This window comes from Geomonas limicola, assembly GCF_014193675.1.
GTDB classification, from domain to species: domain Bacteria; phylum Desulfobacterota; class Desulfuromonadia; order Geobacterales; family Geobacteraceae; genus Geomonas; species Geomonas limicola.
The window spans coordinates 274,877-292,887 of sequence record NZ_BLXZ01000008.1; the positions used below are offsets into that span (position 1 = coordinate 274,877).

Here is an 18,011-nt window from a genome sequence, read left to right on the forward strand (position 1 = left end):
AGTGTATACTCTTACCGGTCTACTTGCTCAGCTTGTGCCTGATGGCATAACTGATCAATTCGGCGTTGCTTTTGAGGCCCAGCTTGTTCATGACCCGCGCCCGGTAGGTGTTCACCGTCTTCACGCTGAGGAAGAGTTCGGCGGCGATCTGTGCCGGGCTTTTTCCTGCTCCGGAGAGGCGCAGCACGACGAACTCGCGGTCGGTCAAATCTTCGTGCGATAACACGGTGTGTCCGGGGCCGGCAGCCAGGTGCTCCGCCAGGTGTTCCGCGAGCCCGCCGCTCAGGTAGCGCCCACCCGCCAGCACCTTGCGCACCGCGGCCACCAGGTCCTCGGGAGCGCTCTCCTTGGCGAGGTATCCGGAGGCTCCCTGGGTGAAGCAGCGGATGGCGTACTGGTCCTCGGGGTACATGCTGAGGATGATGATGGGGACCTTGGGCGCCTCGCGATGCAGGGACTTCAGCAGGTCGAGTCCGTTCACCCCCGGCAGGGCGATGTCCAGGAGCACCAGGTCGTAGCTCCCCTCGCTCACCAGGCGCACCGCTTCCTGGGCCTGTCCGGCTTCGTCGCAGACGATCTCGAGGTCCCGGCTTAGTTCCAGAATTCGGATCACCCCCCTGCGCACCAGGGTATGGTCATCGACTACCAGTATTTTCGTCACGGTCACCTCGTGATGACGAGATTGGAGCTTCCTAGGGGGTGTCCGCGGGTTATCGGAAAATTCGTATACGGTTTCCCTTAAAAGGTAACATTTTCTTTCTCGTATCGGACCGGATCGGGAAAGCTTTAGCATTTTCATGAACTTTACGGCTTTGCCGCGTTGCGCTTCGCCCCCGCTTTCCGGCTACTTGACCCGGTGTCATCCCGTTCCGGGGAAGATTTTTTTTGCCTCTTAATGTGGTTTGCGGTACAAGGGGGGTATGGAAAACAAAGAGATCATCAAGAAGGCGCTGCTCTTCTCCGGGCTGGACGAGGAGCATCTGGTCGAGGTTGCCAACATCGCGGTACGCCGTCCCTTTGCCAAGGGGGAGAGCCTCTTCGTCGAGGGGGAGAAGGCTCAGGGGTTCTACCTGCTCGCGGAAGGTTCGCTCAAACTGTGCAAGATTTCGCCGGACGGGCGGGAAAAGGTGCTGCACATGGTGCACCCGGTGGAGACCTTCGCGGAGGCCGCGTTTTTCGGGGATGGCAACTACCCCGCCGAGGCGCGTGGCGTGGAGAAGGGGGAGGTCATTTTCTTCCCGCGTGAGTCCTTCATGGGGCTTTTGGAAAGGAACCCGCGCTTCTCGCTGAACCTGATCGCCTCGCTCTCCCTGCTGCTGCGCCGCTTCGCGCGGCAGATCGAGGAACTCTCCTTCGCCGACGCACCGGCGCGACTCGCCTCGTACCTCATCGACCTGGCCGGGCGCAAGAGTACGAGTTTCCAGGGGAAGACCTACCTGGAGCTGGACATGCGCAAGGGGGAGCTCGCCTCGCGCCTGGGTACGGTGAGCGAGACCCTGTCGCGCACCTTCCGCAAATTGAAGGACGACGGCATCATCGAGGTCGACGGCAACAAGGTGATCATCCTCAACATGGAGCGCCTGAAAATGATCGCCGGCCGTTAACGGCCCCGCGCTGGCGCCAGTGCACCCTGTCGCACCGCATGAGCCGGTTTTAAACAGCAGAAACCCGCGATCAGGGACTGCTGGAATGAAGGGGGTGCGTTTCCAGGCTTTCCTGCTGGTGACGTTAATCCCCTTCATCCCGTTCATCCCTGTTATGTTTGGTTTATCCCCTCCATCCCTACCTCTCCCACAACTCCCTGTCCCGCAATTGTTAATTAATAATTTTATGTAAAAATCCCGCAGACCCTTGTCACGGTTCAACCTGCTGCTATACTTTTGCCGGTTCAGCCTGTTGCTATCTTTTTCTTAGCTGTGCGGAGGAAGCTTGGATTGGGAATGCTGCTGGAGTAAGGATGAAATAACCCCCGAGGGTTGCCCGTACATCGGGGATGGCGAGGAGGATCTCTACACCTCGCACCGCCGCAGGGTGGTGGAAAAATGCGTCGAATGTCCCCGGTTCAAGAACGACCTGGCCCGCATGAAGAGCACCGGGCAGCCGCTTGCCGAGGTGCTTCCCTATATCCTCACCGAATTCCAGGAGCAAAAGGCGCAGATGGGCGCCATGCTCAGCTTCCTGAACAGCAAAACCCGTGAAATCAAGTTCCTGCGCGAGGTCGGGCTGGTCTTGCAGACCTCCCTGGACCTCGACGAGGTGCTCTCGGTCGCCATGACCGCGATCACCGCCGGCAAGGGGTTCGGCATGAACCGGGCCTTTTTGCTGATGACCGACAAGGAGCGCCGCAACATCCGCGGCTACCTGGGGGTCGGGCCCAAGAACTACGAGGAGGCCTGGCATACCTGGGAGGATCTCAGCCGTTCCAACTTCACCCTCAAAGAACTCGCCAAGAATTTCCAGAAGACCAAGCTCACCTCCGAAAAGGTGAAGTTCCACGACATCCTCTCCCTGCTCACCGTGCCGCTTTCGGACCAGGGGCACATCTTCAACCGGGCCCTGCGGGGCAAGAAGCCGATCCTGGTCGAGAACGCCCTCAACAACCCGGACCTGGACCGGGGGCTCGCCCGCATCCTCGGGGTGGACACCTTCCTGGTCATGCCGCTTATCTCCAGAAACCGGCGCATCGGCGTGATCATCGCCGACAACTGCATCACCCACAAGCCGATCACCTTGCAGGACATGCAGTCGCTGGAGACCTTCGCCTTCCCGGTCGCCTTCGCCCTCGAGCGCGCCTCGCTCTACGAGAGGCTCCAGGAGGAGGTCGCCAAGCAGAAGTCCGCGAACCTGAAACTGAGGGAGCAGCAGGAACTCATCGTCAAGATGGAGAAGATGGCCTTGGTGGGGAAGATCACCTCCTCGATCGCCCATTCCATCAGAAACCCCCTCATGGTGATCGGCGGCTTCGCCCGCACCCTTTTGAAGGGGACCGCCGAGGACGACGAGCGCCACGGCTACCTGGAATCCATCGTGCGCGAGACGCGCCAGCTCGAGGAGGTCTTAAGCGAGGTGCTCGACTACTCCGAGTCGCTCTTCCCGGTGATGGACCTGTGGGACCTGAACAAGCTGCTCTCCAGTGCCATCGACGAGCTGGGGACGACGCTCGAGGAGAGCGGGGTGGTCTGCCGGCAGGAGCTGGCGAGCGAGCTCCCCATGGTGCGCGTCGACTACAAGCAGATCAGCTACTGCGTGAAGACCATCATCTCGACGGCACTGGCCGCCATGGAACGCGGCGGCGAACTCAAGGTCGAGACCGAGCTCGACGGCGACGGCGTCCTGGTGCGCATCAGCGACAGCGGCACCGCGCTCACCCAGCAGGCGCAGGACGCCCTCACCACCCCCTTTTACCTCACCCAGGAGATGGGGGGGGGCGTCGGGCTCTCCCTGTGCAAGACCATCCTGGAGCGGCAGGGGAGCTCCCTTTCCATCATGAACCGCCCGGGTGGCGGCAACACCTACAGCATCAGGTTAAGTACACGCAAGGAGGCGATCTGAACATGGCACAACTACTGGTAGTGGACGACGAGGCGAACATCCGGCTTCTCTACGCCCAGGAACTGAGCGACGAGGGGTACCAGGTGGTGACGGCGGGCTCGGCGCTGGAGGCGGTCGAGAAACTGCAGGAGAGCGCCTTCGACCTGGTGGTCCTGGACATCAAGCTGAAAAACGAAAGCGGGATCGAGCTGTTGCAGCGCATCGTCAAGGAGCGCCACAACCTGCCGGTCATCCTGTGCACCGCCTTTTCCTGCTACAAGGACGACTTCTCGGCCTGGCTCGCGGACGGCTACGTGGTGAAATCGAGCGACATGCAGGAACTCAAAGACGAGATCAAGCGGGTGCTCACCAAACGGCAGAAAGCGGCGCAGGCTGCAGGGTGACCTCCGGGGGAAAGGCGTTGAGTCGTTGAGTGGTCGAGTCGTTGATCCGGAGGTGCCTGAAGTCTCCGGCCCTGGGACCGCTCGACCGCTCACCCACTCAACCGCTTAACGCGTTTCCCGTGGCACCCGCAGCCGTCTGGAGTCCGGCCGCTGCACCACTCAATTTGCTCTACGAATTTTTCCCCCATTTCTTGTCGGATTGCGATCGTCCCAAGGAGGATTGACCTATGAAGGCTGTCATTATGGCGGGTGGCTTTGGTACCCGCATGCAACCGCTTACCTGCAACATCCCCAAGCCGATGGTTCCGCTCATGAACCGTCCCATCATGCTGCACATCGTGGAACTCCTGAAAAAGCACGGCATCACCGACCTGGTCATGCTCCTGTACCACCAGCCGAGCGTCATCAAGAACTTCTTCCGCGACGGCGCCGAATTCGGCGTGCGCATCACCTACGTGACGCCGCTCGAGGACATGGGGACGGCGGGGGCGGTGAAGTACGCCGAGAAGTACCTGGACGAGCGCTTCCTGATCATCTCGGGCGACCTCTTGACCGACTTCAACATCCAGAAGGTGATCGACTTCCACGAGAACAACAAGGCGCTCGCCACCATCACCCTCACCTCGGTGAAGGACCCGCTGCAGTTCGGCGTGGTGATCACCGACAAGGACCGGCGCATCACCCAGTTCCTCGAGAAGCCGGGCTGGGGCGAGGTGATCTCGGATACCATCAACACCGGCATCTACGTCCTCGAGCCCGAGGTCTTCAAGATGATCCCCGAGGGGGAGAACTTCGACTTCTCGCAGGACCTCTTTCCGCTCCTGTTGAAGAAGAAGGCGGCGCTCTTCGGCTACCCGGTGAAAGGGTACTGGCGCGACATCGGCAACACCGACAGCTACCGCGAGGCGCACCACGACATCCTCAAGGGGAAGGTCAACGTGAAGATCGACGAGCCCAAGAAGGACCTGGTGGGCAAGGATCTCAGGATCGGAACCGACGTGCGGCTGGGCGAGGGGACCCTCATGGAGGGGACCGTGGTCGTGGGGGACAACTCCCAGGTGAAGGCGGGCGCCCAGATCAAGGACTCGGTGATCGGCCGAAACTGCACCATCGAGCCCGGCGTGAAGCTCACCCGCTGCGTGATCTGGGACAACGTCTTCATCAAGAAAGGGGCGAAGATCAACGACTGCGTCCTGTGCAACAACGTAAGCGTCGGGCAGGCGACCGTCATGGAGGAAGGGGTGGTGGTCGCCGACGACACCTCGATCGGCGAGGACAGCTACTTCAAGCGCGACGTGAAGGTCTGGCCGCGCAAGGTGATCGAGTCCGGCTCCACGGTGACCGACAACCTGATCTGGGGCGAGCGCTGGAAGAAGTCGCTCTTCGAGGGGGAGATGATCAAGGGGCTCTCCAACATCGAGCTCACCCCGGAGTTCGTGGCGAAACTCGGGTGCGCCTACGGCACCTCGCTTCCCAAGGGGAGCCACGTCCTGGTCGGGCGCGACTCGACCCTCTCCTCGCGCATGCTGAAGCGCTCCTTCCTGGGGGGGATCCTCTCGGCGGGGGTCAACGTGCGCGACATCCGGATGATCTCGCTCCCGATCCTGCGCTACAAGCTGCGTACCTTCGGCGAGGTGGGGGGGGTGCACTTCAGGCAGAGCCTGGATGATCCGGCCATCACCGAAATCGTCTTCCTGGACGCCGACGGCCTCGACTTCTCGAGCTCCATGGGGAAAAACGTGGAGCGCATCTTCTACAAGGAGAACTTCAGGCGCGCCCACTACCAGGAGCCGGGCGGCATCACCGAACTCCCCCAGGTGGTCGACTTCTACCGCGAGGGGTTCTTCAGGGGGCTCGACCAGCAGCTGATCCGCAATGCGGCACCCAAGGTGGTCATCGACTTCAACCACTCGGTGGCCGGGCAGATCCTCCCCCAGATCCTGAACGACCTGGGTGTCGAGGTGATCGGGCTCAACACCTACCTGGACGAAAGCCGCGGCTCGAAGAGCGCCGACGAAAAGCCGCACTCGCTGCAGCAGCTCTCCAAGATCGTGGTCACCCTCGAGGCGCAGGCGGGGTTCTGGCTCGACCCGACCGCCGAGGAGGTGGTGCTGATCGACGAGACCGGCAGGGTTTACCCCCCGGAGGAACAGCTCCCGTTGTTGGTAGCACTCATGCTTAAAAGCGGGGCCCGCGGCACCATTGCCGTCCCGGTCTCCGCCCCCTCGGTCATCGAGCAGATGGCGGGGGAAAACGGCTGCGCGGTCAGGCGCACCAAGAGCGCCGAGCGCTCCATGATCGAGACCGCGATCTCCCCCGAGGTCGTCATGGCCGGCACCATGAGCGGCCGCTTCGCCTTCCCGAAGTTCCAGGCCGCCTTTGACGGCATGTTCACCATCGCGAAGACCATCGAACTGGCGGCCACCGCGCGACAGCCGATCTCCAAGGTGCTGACCGACGTGCCGCGTCGCACCTTCCTGCAGGGGAAGGTCCCCTGTGTCTGGGAGAAGAAGGGCGGCATCATGCGCAAGATGAGCGAAGACAGCCTGGACAAGGAGGCGAGCTTCATCGACGGCATCAAGGTGAGCTTCGGAGAGGATTGGGTGCTGGTGCTTCCCGACCAGTACCAGCCGGTGGTGCACGTGGTGGCCGAGGGGAAAGACCCCAAGGCCGCACACCGTCTCTTGGACGAGTACATGCAGAAGGTTGAGAAGTGGAAGAAGGAGCTGACGCTCTAGGCACGGAAGGCGCCGCGCAGCCGGGCGGCACAAGGAGAGCCAAGCCATGGCCGAACCGTTGTACGTGTCCTTTCTCTGGCACATGCACCAGCCCTTCTACAAGGACCCGGTCCAGGGGGAGTACATCCTCCCCTGGACCTACCTGCATGCCATCAAGGACTACTACGACATGCCGGCCATCGTGGACGCCTCCCCCGGCGCCAAGGTGACCTTCAACCTGGTCCCCTCGCTCCTGGAGCAGATCCAGGACTACGCCGCGGGGACCGCCGTCGATCCCTTCCTGACCCGGGCGCGCATGGCGCCTGCCGACATGACCGAGGAGGAGCGGCTCTTCGTCCTGGACAACTTCTTCTCGGCGAACCGGCAGCGCATGGTCGAGCCGCACCAGCGTTACCTCGAACTCTACTGTCTGGCGGGAGACGGCGTGGGGGGCGGTTCCCGGGACCGGCTCCGGGTCATGGGGGACCAGGAGATCCTCGACCTGCAGGTCTGGTTCTACCTGACCTGGACCGGCGAGGCGGCCCGGCGCCGCTTCCCGGAGTTTCGGGAGCTGGTGCGCAAGGGGAAGAACTTCACCGCCTCGGACAAGATGCTGCTCTTCGAGACCCAGCGCGTCCTGATCGGCGAGATCATCCCGCTCTACAAACGCCTGCAGGAAGAGGGGAAGGTCGAGCTCTCGGTCACCCCCTACTTCCACCCCATCCTGCCGCTTCTGTGCGACAGCCGCCTGGCCCAGGTCGCCATCCCGCGGGTCACCCTCCCCACCCAGCACTTTCGGCATCCCGAGGACGCCCGCAGCCAGCTGGACCGCGGCATCTCCTGCTTCGAGCGGCTGTTCGGTACGGCCCCCAAAGGGGTCTGGCCCTCGGAGGGGGCGGTGAGCGACGAGGTGCTGGGGATCCTCGCCGAACGGGGAATCACCTGGACCGCCACCGACGAGTGGGTGCTGGCGAAAAGCCTGCCGCGTGGCCTGGGGCGGGATAGGGAAGCCCTCTACCGCCCCTACGACTGCCAGCAGGGGGAGCGCGAGACCAGCATCTTCTTCAGGGATCACGTGCTCTCCGACCTGATCGGCTTCACCTACTCGCAGTGGGAGGCGGACAGGGCCGTGGCCGACTTCCTGGCGCGGCTCAAGGAGGTGCGCCAGCGCTGCCACAGCGCGGTGGTGGCACCGGTCATCCTGGACGGCGAGAACGCTTGGGAGTACTACCAGGACAACGGGCTCCCCTTTTTGAGCAAGCTCTACCACAGCCTGGCGGGGACCCCGGGCCTGGCACCTGCCACCTTCTCCGAGGTCCTCGAATGGGTTCCCGAGCGGCGGGTCTTGAGCCACATCCATCCCGGTTCCTGGATCAACGCGAACTACGGCATCTGGATCGGGCACCCCGAGGAGAACCTGGGGTGGGACTACCTCGCCAAGGCGAGGGCCGCCGCCGTGCAGCAGAGCCCGGCGGTCGCGGCGCTCCTGGCCGGAGAAACCGCACCCCCCGACCCGGGAAAGCTCGACGTGGGGTACGAGGTGGCCGAGCTGGTGGTGCAGGCGCTCTACGCGGCGCAGGGGAGCGACTGGTTCTGGTGGTATGGGGACGATCACTTCTCGCCGCACTCCGCGAGTTTCGATCTCCTGTTTCGCCGGCACCTGATGAACGTCTACCGGCTTTTGGGGCTCACCGTGCCGCGCGAGCTCTACGAGCCGATCAAGAAGCAGTCGCCGGCGGGGTTCGTCCGCGAGCCGGCCGCGCTGATCACGCCGGCCATCTCCGGGCTGGTTACCGACTACTTCGAGTGGCTGGCCGCGGGGCTCTACGACCTGACCAAGCAGTACTCGGCGATCCATGCCGGCGAGAACCTGCTGCAGTCCTTCTTTTACGGCTACGACCGGAACTTCTTCTACGTGAGGATCGACGGGGTGCAGTTTCTGGAAAAGATCCTCAAGCGCGACGACGTCCTGTCGCTGCACCTGATCCACGCCAACGAGTACCGTCTGGACATGCAGCTTGGGCTCTCCGAGAACCAGCTCATGGTGAAAGGGCCGGCGGAATGGCAGGCAAGCGGCACGCTGGCCCAGTACGGCGTGGTGCGCATCGCCGAAGCACGGATCCCGCTGCCCGTCTTGCAGCTCACCCCGGGCGACAAGATCTTCGCCTACCTGACCCTGATCCACAGCGGCGAAGAGGTGGGGCGCTGGCCGGTCGACACGCCGCTCCTATTAAGCTACACCGGCCCGGATCTCGACCTGGAGACCTGGCTTATCTGAAACGCAGGAACCCGGAACCTTTGTGGTTCCTCGAGGTCACATGTCCGAATTAAGGTGGGACCCACTCAAACAGCACTGGGTGATAATCGCGACCGACCGGGGGCGTCGCCCGCGCGACTTCCAGGTGGAACCGGAAACCGGCACCCTCACCAACTGCCCGTTCTGCTACGGCAACGAGGACAAGACGCCGCCGGAGATCTTCGCGATCCGACCCGACGGCGAGCCGAACCAGGCCAACTGGCGGGTCCGGGTCATCCCCAACAAGTTTCCGGCGCTGCGCATCGAGGGGGATCTGAGGACCCGCGGCTACGGCCCGTACGACGTCATGGAGGGGATCGGTGCCCACGAGGTGATCATCGAGACTCCGGACCACGACCGGCAGCTCGCCGACCTTTCGCTCCCGGAAATCACCGACGTCCTGATCGCCTACCGCACGCGCATCCTCGACCTGCGCGGCGACCCGCGCTTCCGCTACCTGGTGCTCTTCAAAAACCACGGCAAGCGCGCCGGTTCTCCCATCTCGCACTCGCACAGCCAGCTCATCGCGGTGCCGCTCACCCCGCCGGTGGCCGCGACCGAACTGAGGGTCTGCCAGGAGTTCTACGAGGCCAAGGAGCGCTGCATCTTCTGCGACGTGGTGCAGTTCGAGATAGCGGAAGGGACCCGCGTGGTGCGGGAATTCGGCAACTTCGTGACGGTCACCCCGTACGCCTCGTGCTTCCCGTTCGAACTGAGGCTCTATCCCAAGCGGCACTCCTATGATTTCGCCCTCTTAAGCGATGCGGAGCTCATGGAGCTGGCCCAGGCGCTCAAGGACATGCTCTGCCGGGTGAAGAGCGTGTTGCGCGATCCGCCCTATAACTTCATCCTGCACACGGCGCCCCCCCGGCAGCAGCGCCTGGGCAAGCCCGAGTACTGGGGCTCCATCGAGTACGATTACCACTGGCACATCGAGCTGGTGCCGCGCCTGACCCAGATCGCCGGCTTCGAGTGGGGGACCGGGTTCTACATCAACCCGACCTCGCCGGAGGACGCCGCGGTGTTCCTGCGCGAGGTCGAACTGGATTTCGTCTGACCGTGGGGGGACTCCGGTACTTTCCCTGCACCCCAGCGGGCACTGGAGCGGTATACAGCGTTGACGAATGGGGCCGCGAGCTGTTAAGTGGTCCGGTCGCGCGTCCCGTTTTCCCAGAAAAACCTTTACTTAACCGCGCTTCTAATCTAAAATCACATATAATTTTAAGCTTTTAGAGGTTTCTCCATGAAGATTTTGTTCGTTTCCTCTGAGGTAACCCCCTTTGCCAAGACCGGTGGTCTGGCCGACGTGGCGGGTGCCCTTCCCAAGAATTTAAAGACCCTGGGCCATGATGTCCGGATCATGATGCCCTTTTACAGCAGCGTCGAGAAGGGGGGCATGGCGGTCAGAAAGGGGCGCAAGAGCGCCTCGGTCCTTATGGACGGCGTCGAGAAGAAGGGGTTCCTGCGCCAGGCCGCGCTGGGCGACATCCCGGTCTACCTCATCGAAAACAAGGAGTACTTCGCCCGCGAGGAACTCTACGGCACCGCCGACGAGGACTACCCGGACAACTCGCTGCGTTTCTCCTTTTTCTGCCGCTGTGTCCTCGAGCTGCTGAAGAAAATGGACTTCCGCCCCGACATCATCCACTGCCACGACTGGCAGACCGCGCTCATCCCGCACTACCTGAAGCACGAGCGCAAGCATGATCCGTTCTTCGCCAAGACCGGGGTCATCTTCACCATCCACAACCTCGCCTACCAGGGGCTCTTCCCCCCCGAGGAGCTGGAAGGGATGGGGCTCTCCAAGGAGTGCTTCACCATCGACGGGCTCGAGTTCTACGGCAAGGTGAACCTCCTGAAGGGGGGGATCGTCTCCGCCGACCTGGTCACCACGGTCTCCGAGGCCTACTGCCGCGAGATCCAGACCCCGGAGCTTGGCTGCGGAATGGAAGGGGTGCTGCACAACCGCAAGGACGACCTGTACGGGATCCTGAACGGCCTCGACTACGAGGAGTGGAACCCCGCGATGGACAAGGACATCATGAAGAACTACAGCCACGCCTCCCTGTCGGGGAAGCTGGTCGACAAGATCGGCCTGCAACGGCTGATGGGGCTCGCCAGCGCGCCCGAGATCCCGCTTTTCGGGATGGTATCGCGCATGGTGTCGCAAAAAGGGTTCGACCTGATTGCCGATCTCCTGCCGCAGCTTGCCAAGGCCCCCCTGCAACTGGTGGTGCTGGGCACCGGTGAGGAGCGCTACCTGAAGGCCTTCAGCGACATCAAGGCGGCAGGCGCCCGCAACATCGCCTGCGCTACCGGGTTCGACCACGCGCTGGCCCCGAAGATCTATGCCGGCAGCGACATGTTCCTCATGCCCTCCTCCTTTGAGCCGTGCGGCCTGGGTCAGCTGATCGCCATGCGCTACGGCTCGGTGCCGGTGGTGCGACGGACCGGCGGCCTGGCCGACAGCGTCTTCGATCCGCAGGACAGCGACAAGACCCCCAACGGGTTCGTCTTCGAGGATTACACCCCGGAGGCACTCTGGGAGGCCATGAACCGCGCCATCACCGCCTACCAGGACCGGGCCCTTTGGAAGAAACTGATGCGCCGCGGCATGAGCTGCGACTTCTCCTGGCAGAACTCGGTGCACAAGTACCTGGAACTCTACCGCAAGGCCCTGGCGCGCAAGGGGGTTGAAGCATGACGCAGGAGCCGGAAGACGACGAGATAGAGGAACTCACCAAGGAGATCCGCAAGCTCATCGATAGCAACAAGCAGTTCCTGGCGCGGGTGAACGACGAGGATTTCGACGATGATGAGGAGGCCGAGGCCGAGGAAGGCGAGGCCGATTCGGATGACGAGGATTTCGAGGAGCTGTAAGCCTTCTCGCGAAACGACAGCCAGGCTCAGTTGAAACAGAAGAGGCCGGTGCTGGGGATGATCCCTGCACTGGCCTCTCTTTTTGCGTCACATTGTCACGGCAGCTACTTGGCCGGGGTCTCCGGCATTATCTCTTCGGATCTCACCGCCGGTTCCTGGATCCCCTGGGGAACCGGGGCCGGAGCCTCCTGGACTGCAGGTGCTTGCGGTACCTCCTGGGGCGCCGGCGCTGCCTGGGGGGCGGGGGCTGCCGGTGCCGGGTTCGCCGGCGCCGGTACCGCGGGATTCGCGGGTTCCAGGGCTCCGGTCGGCGCCGCTGCCGGGGCGGTCTCTTTCTTGCCGCCGAAGAGCGGCTGGTACTTCTTCATGAGGCTGATCATGTCGTCGAACCGGTCGGCGTACAGGGAGGAGACCGGCGGACCGTTACTGACCGACGTCTCGGTCTTGGCAAGGGCCCTGGTGATGCCGGCGATGGTCTTGAACTTTACGTCCACCTTGTCGCTCAGGTTGGCGGCCGCCTCGTCGAAGTCCGGGTACTGCAGGGAGAGCAGCATGGGATAGGAGAGCGGCAGCGACTTCTTGAAGTTCGGGTATTCCCAGATGATCTCGCCGTCCCGGTCCACCAGTTCCGCCGATAGTGCCAGGAAGTTGTAGTCGGTCTCCAGGTAGGAGAGCAGATTATTGGCGTAGACCTTTTCCGTCCTGGTGATCCCGTTCACCACCACGAGCAACAGGGCATCCAGGTTGTTCTCGGCCGCCAGGCGCCGCACCTCGTCCTTCTTGTAGAAGTACTTGTTGTAGGTCACCCCGGCGTCTTCGCGGCGCTCGCGGTTTTGCAACAGCGTCGAGAAGAGTCTGCCCGGATCGCCGTCCACGGGACGGACCGAGTAGAAGGTTCCGGTGCTCCTGAGCCGGGCAATCAGTTCCTTCTCGTTCTTCGCGTTGAAGGTCTGGATCAGCGCGACCAGCGAACTCTTGTCCGGATGCCGCAGGTCGGAGTCCGCGTCGGTGAAGAGCGAGGCAACGCCTACGGTCTTCACCTTTTTCTCCAGCGTCTCCTGGGGAATGTTGTAGTAGTTGTGGGCGCAGCCGAAGGTGCTAAGGGTTAGGGCAACTAACAGGGCCAGCTTGAGAAACGACCGCATCGTACCTCCTCCTGTAGTGGCGTGCTGTCGGCACACCGGGATGATAAGCGGGGCCGCCGGGAATAGCGGCGCTTCCGAGTTACTCTGCTTCCAGCATGATGAAACCCACCTGCCTGCCGGTATCGCCGCCGTCACGCCGGTAGGAGAAAAAGAGCTCCTGGTTGCAGCTTACGCAGAGCCCCTCGGTCTCGACCTGGCCCGCGGCAAGCCCTGCGTCGAGCAGTTGCTGGCGGTTCAGGCCGGAGAGGTCCAGCTGCCACTTACCTTCGGACTGGCCGGGGCTCGTGTAGAGATCCCAGGCGGCGCCCGCCTTCTTGAAGGCGTCCCGGACCGGTGCGTCCACTTCGTAGCAGCACGGGGAGATGCAGGGGCCGATGGCAGCCTGGATGTCCTTCAGCTTGCTGCCGAAGAGGCTTGCCATCGCCTCGACCCCCTTGCCGGCGATGTTGGCGACCGTCCCCTGCCACCCGGCGTGCAGCGCCGCCACGACCTTTTGTACCGGGTCGTGCAGCAATACCGGCGCGCAGTCCGCGACGCAGACCGCGATCATCAGCCCCGGCTGGTTGGTGACGATGCCGTCGCACTCCAGCTTGAGGAAGTGGTTGAACTCCGGGTTCGGCGTGTCGATGACCAGGAGGTCGGTGCCGTGCACCTGGGTCACCGTGAGGAAGCGGTCCAGCGTGGTGCCGAAACTGCGGGCCAACAGGCTGCGGTTCCCCTCGACGTTGTGCGGGGAATCCAGGGTATTGCTCCCCAGGTTAAGGGAGTTGTAGGGAGGGCGCGAAACCCCTTCGTGGCGGGTGGTGAATCCGGCGGCGACCGCCTTGCCGCCCAATTGCGGTTTCAGATACTGAATCTTCCCTGCCTTGCTCATTTCCATGACAAATTACCTCGTGTTGATCCTGGTGCTGCCAGTACCGTAATTTCGTGTTGCTCTATTCCGATTCTTCCTGCGGATACTTCTCGTCCAGGTAGGCGACGATCTCTGCCATGTCCGGCGGCAGCTCGGTATCGAACTCCAAATACTCCCCGCTCGCCGGGTGCAGGAACCCGAGCGTCTTCGCGTGCAGCGCGTGGCGCCCCATCTGCTTGATCAGCTTCTTGAGTACCGGGTCCTTGAGGGTGGCCAGCCGGCTGCCGCCGCCGTACAGTTCGTCGGCAACCAGCGGGTGCCCCGCCTCGGAGAGGTGCACCCTGATCTGGTGGGTGCGGCCGGTCTCCAGGCGCAACCGGACCAGGGTAACCCCGGGATAGCGGGCAACCACCCGCCAGTGGGTGACGGCGTGTTTGCCGTGGCGGGCCTTCCCGGACATCCTCAGGCGCTCGACCGGGTGGCGGCCGATCTCCGACTCGATGCGTCCCTTGTCTTCTTTGAGGTTGCCGTAGACCAGTGCCAGGTAGACCCGCTTGATGGTGTGCGCCTGGAACTGCTCGGAGAGCGCGTAGTGGGCGCGGTCGCTCTTGGCGACCACGAGGGTCCCGGAGGTGTCCTTGTCGATGCGGTGCACGATGCCGGGGCGCAGCTCGCCGCCGATGCCGGAAAGATCGGTGCAGTGCCCCAAAAGCGCGTTGACCAGGGTGCCGTCCGGATTCCCGGCCCCGGGATGCACCACCATTCCCGCGGCCTTGTTGACCACGACGACGTCGGCGTCCTCGAAGAGGATCTCCAGCGGGATGTCTTCCGCCTGCGGTTCGGCCGGTACCGGCGGGGGCACCTCAACCACGATGTGCTCGCCGCCTTTAAGTTTCAGCGACGGTTTCTGCACCTTGCCGTTCACGGTGGCCTGGCCGCCTTCGATGAGCCGAAGCGCCGCGGAACGGGTGAGCTCGGGTACCGAGCGGGAGATGAAGCTGTCCAGGCGTTCGGGGTCCGCGTCGCCGGGGAAGTAAAGTTCAATAGGTTCCATGCTTCAAAAATTCCCTTGGTAAAAAAAGCTCGGGCGCGTTTCGAAGAGAAAGCGCGCCCGGGAGGTGAGTGTCCTGGTGTCGATGTGTCTACCAGATGGTCGATTCGATCTTGCCTGCCCGTTTGATCAATACGTCGACCACCGCTATGTCGAAGATGTTAGAGGCGGCGATCTCCAGGGTCACCCGGGATTCGAAGTGCTCCCGCCCCTCGGTGAGGGCGTCGTTCAGCAATTCGAAGATAGTGTCTTCCTTGATCCCCTGCTCCACCTTGTCCCGGTTGTAGATAGCCACGTCGGAAACGATGGCTCTGGCAAGCCTCCTGGCTTGGTCCCGGTTCTCTATGAGGCTCATGTATCTCCCCCGACTGGTTTTATCAGCGGATCACTATACCCAGTTTTTACGGAGCTGACTACCAGTTTTTGCGGAGCTGACTACTTTAGTTTCAAGGAGAAGTAGATGTTCGCGTTGCCCCGTCTGATCAGCAGGGTTGCCGAACCTTTGGCGACGGCGTCCTTGATCGCCCTCTGGTATTCGCCGAGGCTCCGGACCTTGCGCTGGTTTACCGCGAGGATGACGTCGCCGCGCTCGATGCCGCTGTCTTCGGCGATGCCGCCGGGTTCCAGGTCGCTCACCACCACACCGGAAAGGCCGCGCGACTTCTGTGCTGCGCTGAGATCCTGGACCGAGAGCCCCAGGGCTCCCGCCTCGCGCTCGGCCGGACGCTGCGTCTGGGCGGGGGCGCTTTCGGCTGGCGCGGTGGTCACGTAGACCTTGATCGGTTTGCCGTCGCGATACACCTCGACTTCCACCTTCTTGCCGATCGGCGTGTCGGCGACCACCCGCTGCAGCATGCGCACATCTTTAACGGTGGTGCCGTTGAAGGAGGTGATCACGTCCCCCTGCATGATCCCCGCCTTGGCGGCCGGGCCGGAGGGGACCACGTCGTTCACCAGGGCCCCGTAGGTCTTGGGGAGCCCGAAGGAGCGTGCCATATCGTCGGTGACTGCCTGGATCGAGATCCCCAGCCAGCCCCGGCTTACGTTGCCTTTGCTGATCAGCTGGGTAACCACCTGCTTGGCCATGTTCACCGGGATGGCGAAGCCGATCCCCTGGCCTGCGGCCACGATGGCGGTGTTGATACCGATCACCTCGCCGTTCACGTTCAAAAGCGGGCCGCCCGAGTTCCCCGGGTTGATCGAGGCGTCGGTCTGGATGAAGTCTTCGTAGGTCTCGATCCCCATGTTGGAGCGGCCGGTTGCCGAGACCACCCCGACGGTAACCGTGCGGTCCAGGCCGAAGGGGTTGCCGATGGCGACGGCCCACTGTCCCACCTGCAGCTTGCTGGAATCCCCCAGGACGGCGGCCGGGAGCGGCTCCTTGGCGTTGATCTTGATCACGGCGATATCGGTTTTGGGGTCGCTCCCCACCACCTTGCCGCTGTAGACGCTTTCGTTGGAGAGTTTCACCTGGATGGACTCGGCGTCACGCACCACGTGGTCGTTGGTGACGATGTACCCTTCCTTGTTCAGGATGAAGCCGGAGCCGAGGCTACTCTCCCGGCGGACCTGGGGACGCATGCCACGCTCGCCGAAGAACTCATCGAAAAAGGGGTTCGCTTCGAAGAACGGGCGCACTAGCTTCTTCTTGCCGACTGTGGAGATGTTAACTACCGACGGTGTGACGTTCTTGACCAGGTTGATGAATGCTTGTTGTGTGCCCAGGATATCCTTTGGTACATCCTTAACCGGAGCGTCGACACTCTCTTTTCTGTTTGATTCGTAGAAGGTTGGTTCGTGCTTTCTCTTACAGGCAGCAAGAACACAGATAACCATTAGACAGGCGATGAGGATACGTGCGCTTTTCATGGAGCACTCCTTGGCTGTTCTGCTAGGGCTGAAACCCAAAAAAGCCTAGCCAAAAAAGGAATTGATGTCAACCCCTTCGGGTATTTAGGAATCTCTGTTGGGTTAGTGTAAATACCCCTTGACGACCGATACAGTTTTGCCTATATATGTGCCTATCAGGGGGTGCTCCGTGCAAGAGAAGATCAAGCAGGAAATTCGTGAAATGAAGCTGGGGGAAAAGGTGCGCGGGCTTCGCCAGGAGCAGCGTCTCACCTTGCAGGCTCTTGCCGACATGACCGGGCTCTCCAAGCCGTTGTTGTCCCAGATCGAGAACGATCAGGTGACGCCGCCCATTGCCACCCTGCTGAAGATCGCCAAGGGCCTCAAGGTCGGCATCCACTACTTCTTCGAGGAGGCGACCGACCGCCAGAAGTTCGTGCTGACCCGCGGCGAGCAGTCGGTGGGTACCCAGCGCCGCCCGGGCAAGGATTCTGCCCAGGGGTATGTATATAAGCCGCTCGCCCCGGGGATGCGCGAGAAGAAGGTCGAGCCGTTCCTTGTCGAGTTCGAGGAGCGCGATTGGGACAACTCCCTTTTCTACAGCCACGAGGGGGTCGAGTTTCTCTACATCCTCGATGGCGAGCTCGAGTTCCACTATGCCGACGAGGTGATGCGTCTCATGCCCGGCGACAGTATCTATTATGAGTCTTCCGAGCCGCACGGCTATGTTTCGGTAGGCCCCACCCGCGCGCGTGCGGTTGCGGTGCTGTACACCAAGGGGTAGAGAGACGGCTGCCGACGGGGCGTGCCTATACTAAGTAGAGAGGCGGTGGTCCCCAGGGATCACCGCTTTTCCTTTTTCTGGAGTTGACAGTAAAAAAACTCCGGATATATTCTAAAGCTGTTCCGTTCTCTTCCGATAGAGTTCCTTGCCCGGTTATACTTCCCCACCGACTACTTCCTCTGGACTTGTTGGGCTGGCCGCACCCCGTCAGGTGCTCACGCCGGTATCGTGGTGTTGCTTGCCGGGTTAAAGAAAATTATTCATTAAGTGATCGGAAAAGGGTTGACGCACCCGGGAAGCTTTGCTATAAAACGGGACTCTGTTGCAGTACTGCTCTCCGACAACTCAATAACTGCCCTGGCTTGATCCTTTACGGATCGGCCGCCGAAAAAACCTTGAAACTTTTTGTTGACAGGTTGGAACGGTTCGGGTATGTTGCCAAGTCTGTCGCGACGAGCGGCTTGGTCTTTGAAAACTAAATAGTAGACGATTTACGCAATGT

Annotated in this window: 15 protein-coding genes; 9 read left to right on the forward strand and 6 right to left on the reverse strand. The window is 62.1% G+C overall.

Annotation, left to right across the window (positions count from 1 at the left end; genetic code table 11):
- Positions 1-19 precede the first annotated feature (19 nt).
- Positions 20-661, reverse strand: a complete 642-nt coding sequence (locus H7688_RS18875) for a response regulator (protein WP_198424511.1) — start codon at positions 659-661, stop codon at positions 20-22.
- A gap of 259 nt (positions 662-920) precedes the next feature.
- Here H7688_RS18875 and H7688_RS18880 point away from each other — a divergent pair, with 259 nt between their 5' ends.
- From H7688_RS18880 to H7688_RS18915, 8 genes are all read left to right on the forward strand, one after another.
- Positions 921-1,604: a Crp/Fnr family transcriptional regulator gene (locus H7688_RS18880; RefSeq protein WP_183362766.1), complete on the forward strand. Its 684-nt coding sequence runs from the start codon at positions 921-923 to the stop codon at positions 1,602-1,604.
- A gap of 325 nt (positions 1,605-1,929) precedes the next feature.
- Entirely contained in the window at positions 1,930-3,552 is a 1,623-nt protein-coding gene (locus H7688_RS18885) for a sensor histidine kinase (RefSeq protein ID WP_183362768.1), read from the forward strand.
- A gap of 2 nt (positions 3,553-3,554) precedes the next feature.
- Positions 3,555-3,935: a response regulator gene (locus tag H7688_RS18890; protein ID WP_183362770.1), complete on the forward strand. Its 381-nt coding sequence runs from the start codon at positions 3,555-3,557 to the stop codon at positions 3,933-3,935.
- A 227-nt stretch (positions 3,936-4,162) separates the two neighbouring features.
- On the forward strand, positions 4,163-6,673 hold the full coding sequence (locus tag H7688_RS18895) for a mannose-1-phosphate guanyltransferase (RefSeq protein ID WP_183362772.1): 2,511 nt from the start codon (positions 4,163-4,165) through the stop codon (positions 6,671-6,673).
- 46 nt (positions 6,674-6,719) lie between these two features.
- Entirely contained in the window at positions 6,720-8,930 is a 2,211-nt protein-coding gene (locus tag H7688_RS18900) for a glycoside hydrolase family 57 protein (RefSeq protein ID WP_183362774.1), read from the forward strand.
- 40 nt (positions 8,931-8,970) lie between these two features.
- Positions 8,971-10,005, forward strand: a complete 1,035-nt coding sequence (gene galT / locus H7688_RS18905) for a galactose-1-phosphate uridylyltransferase (protein WP_183362776.1) — start codon at positions 8,971-8,973, stop codon at positions 10,003-10,005.
- A 186-nt stretch (positions 10,006-10,191) separates the two neighbouring features.
- Positions 10,192-11,652, forward strand: a complete 1,461-nt coding sequence (gene glgA / locus H7688_RS18910; RefSeq protein WP_183362778.1) for a glycogen synthase GlgA — start codon at positions 10,192-10,194, stop codon at positions 11,650-11,652.
- On the forward strand, positions 11,649-11,828 hold the full coding sequence (locus tag H7688_RS18915; RefSeq protein WP_183362780.1) for a hypothetical protein: 180 nt from the start codon (positions 11,649-11,651) through the stop codon (positions 11,826-11,828). Before glgA ends, H7688_RS18915 begins: the two co-directional genes overlap by 4 nt.
- Positions 11,829-11,932: 104 nt before the next feature.
- Here the strand turns inward: H7688_RS18915 and H7688_RS18920 are convergent, their stop codons facing one another.
- The 5 genes from H7688_RS18920 to H7688_RS18940 form a co-directional block, all read right to left on the reverse strand.
- Entirely contained in the window at positions 11,933-12,973 is a 1,041-nt protein-coding gene (locus tag H7688_RS18920; RefSeq protein WP_183362782.1) for a hypothetical protein, read from the reverse strand.
- A gap of 79 nt (positions 12,974-13,052) precedes the next feature.
- Positions 13,053-13,853: a peptidoglycan editing factor PgeF gene (gene pgeF, locus H7688_RS18925; protein WP_183362784.1), complete on the reverse strand. Its 801-nt coding sequence runs from the start codon at positions 13,851-13,853 to the stop codon at positions 13,053-13,055.
- A gap of 55 nt (positions 13,854-13,908) precedes the next feature.
- A complete protein-coding gene (locus H7688_RS18930) occupies positions 13,909-14,880 on the reverse strand; it encodes an RluA family pseudouridine synthase (RefSeq protein ID WP_183362786.1) in 972 nt (323 codons plus the stop codon).
- Positions 14,881-14,968: 88 nt separating this feature from the next.
- Complete coding sequence (locus H7688_RS18935) at positions 14,969-15,232, reverse strand: hypothetical protein (RefSeq protein WP_183362788.1); 264 nt, start codon at positions 15,230-15,232, stop codon at positions 14,969-14,971.
- Between the two features lie 80 nt (positions 15,233-15,312).
- A complete protein-coding gene (locus H7688_RS18940) occupies positions 15,313-16,746 on the reverse strand; it encodes a DegQ family serine endoprotease (RefSeq protein WP_183362790.1) in 1,434 nt (477 codons plus the stop codon).
- 169 nt (positions 16,747-16,915) lie between these two features.
- Here H7688_RS18940 and H7688_RS18945 point away from each other — a divergent pair, with 169 nt between their 5' ends.
- Entirely contained in the window at positions 16,916-17,509 is a 594-nt protein-coding gene (locus tag H7688_RS18945) for a helix-turn-helix domain-containing protein (protein WP_246329885.1), read from the forward strand.
- The last annotated feature ends 502 nt before the right edge of the window (positions 17,510-18,011 follow it).

Bases quoted from the DNA above. Each gene is read 5' to 3' on its own strand.
- galT (WP_183362776.1), top strand. From the start codon at position 8,971: ATGTCCGAATTAAGGTGGGACCCACTCAAACAGCACTGGGTGATAATC.
- H7688_RS18880 (WP_183362766.1), top strand. From the start codon at position 921: ATGGAAAACAAAGAGATCATCAAGAAGGCGCTGCTCTTCTCCGGGCTG.
- H7688_RS18930 (WP_183362786.1), bottom strand. From the start codon at position 14,880: ATGGAACCTATTGAACTTTACTTCCCCGGCGACGCGGACCCCGAACGC.
- glgA (WP_183362778.1), top strand. From the start codon at position 10,192: ATGAAGATTTTGTTCGTTTCCTCTGAGGTAACCCCCTTTGCCAAGACC.
- H7688_RS18890 (WP_183362770.1), top strand. From the start codon at position 3,555: ATGGCACAACTACTGGTAGTGGACGACGAGGCGAACATCCGGCTTCTC.
- H7688_RS18940 (WP_183362790.1), bottom strand. From the start codon at position 16,746: ATGAAAAGCGCACGTATCCTCATCGCCTGTCTAATGGTTATCTGTGTT.
- H7688_RS18900 (WP_183362774.1), top strand. From the start codon at position 6,720: ATGGCCGAACCGTTGTACGTGTCCTTTCTCTGGCACATGCACCAGCCC.
- H7688_RS18895 (WP_183362772.1), top strand. From the start codon at position 4,163: ATGAAGGCTGTCATTATGGCGGGTGGCTTTGGTACCCGCATGCAACCG.
- H7688_RS18920 (WP_183362782.1), bottom strand. From the start codon at position 12,973: ATGCGGTCGTTTCTCAAGCTGGCCCTGTTAGTTGCCCTAACCCTTAGC.
- pgeF (WP_183362784.1), bottom strand. From the start codon at position 13,853: ATGGAAATGAGCAAGGCAGGGAAGATTCAGTATCTGAAACCGCAATTG.
- H7688_RS18915 (WP_183362780.1), top strand. From the start codon at position 11,649: ATGACGCAGGAGCCGGAAGACGACGAGATAGAGGAACTCACCAAGGAG.
- H7688_RS18935 (WP_183362788.1), bottom strand. From the start codon at position 15,232: ATGAGCCTCATAGAGAACCGGGACCAAGCCAGGAGGCTTGCCAGAGCC.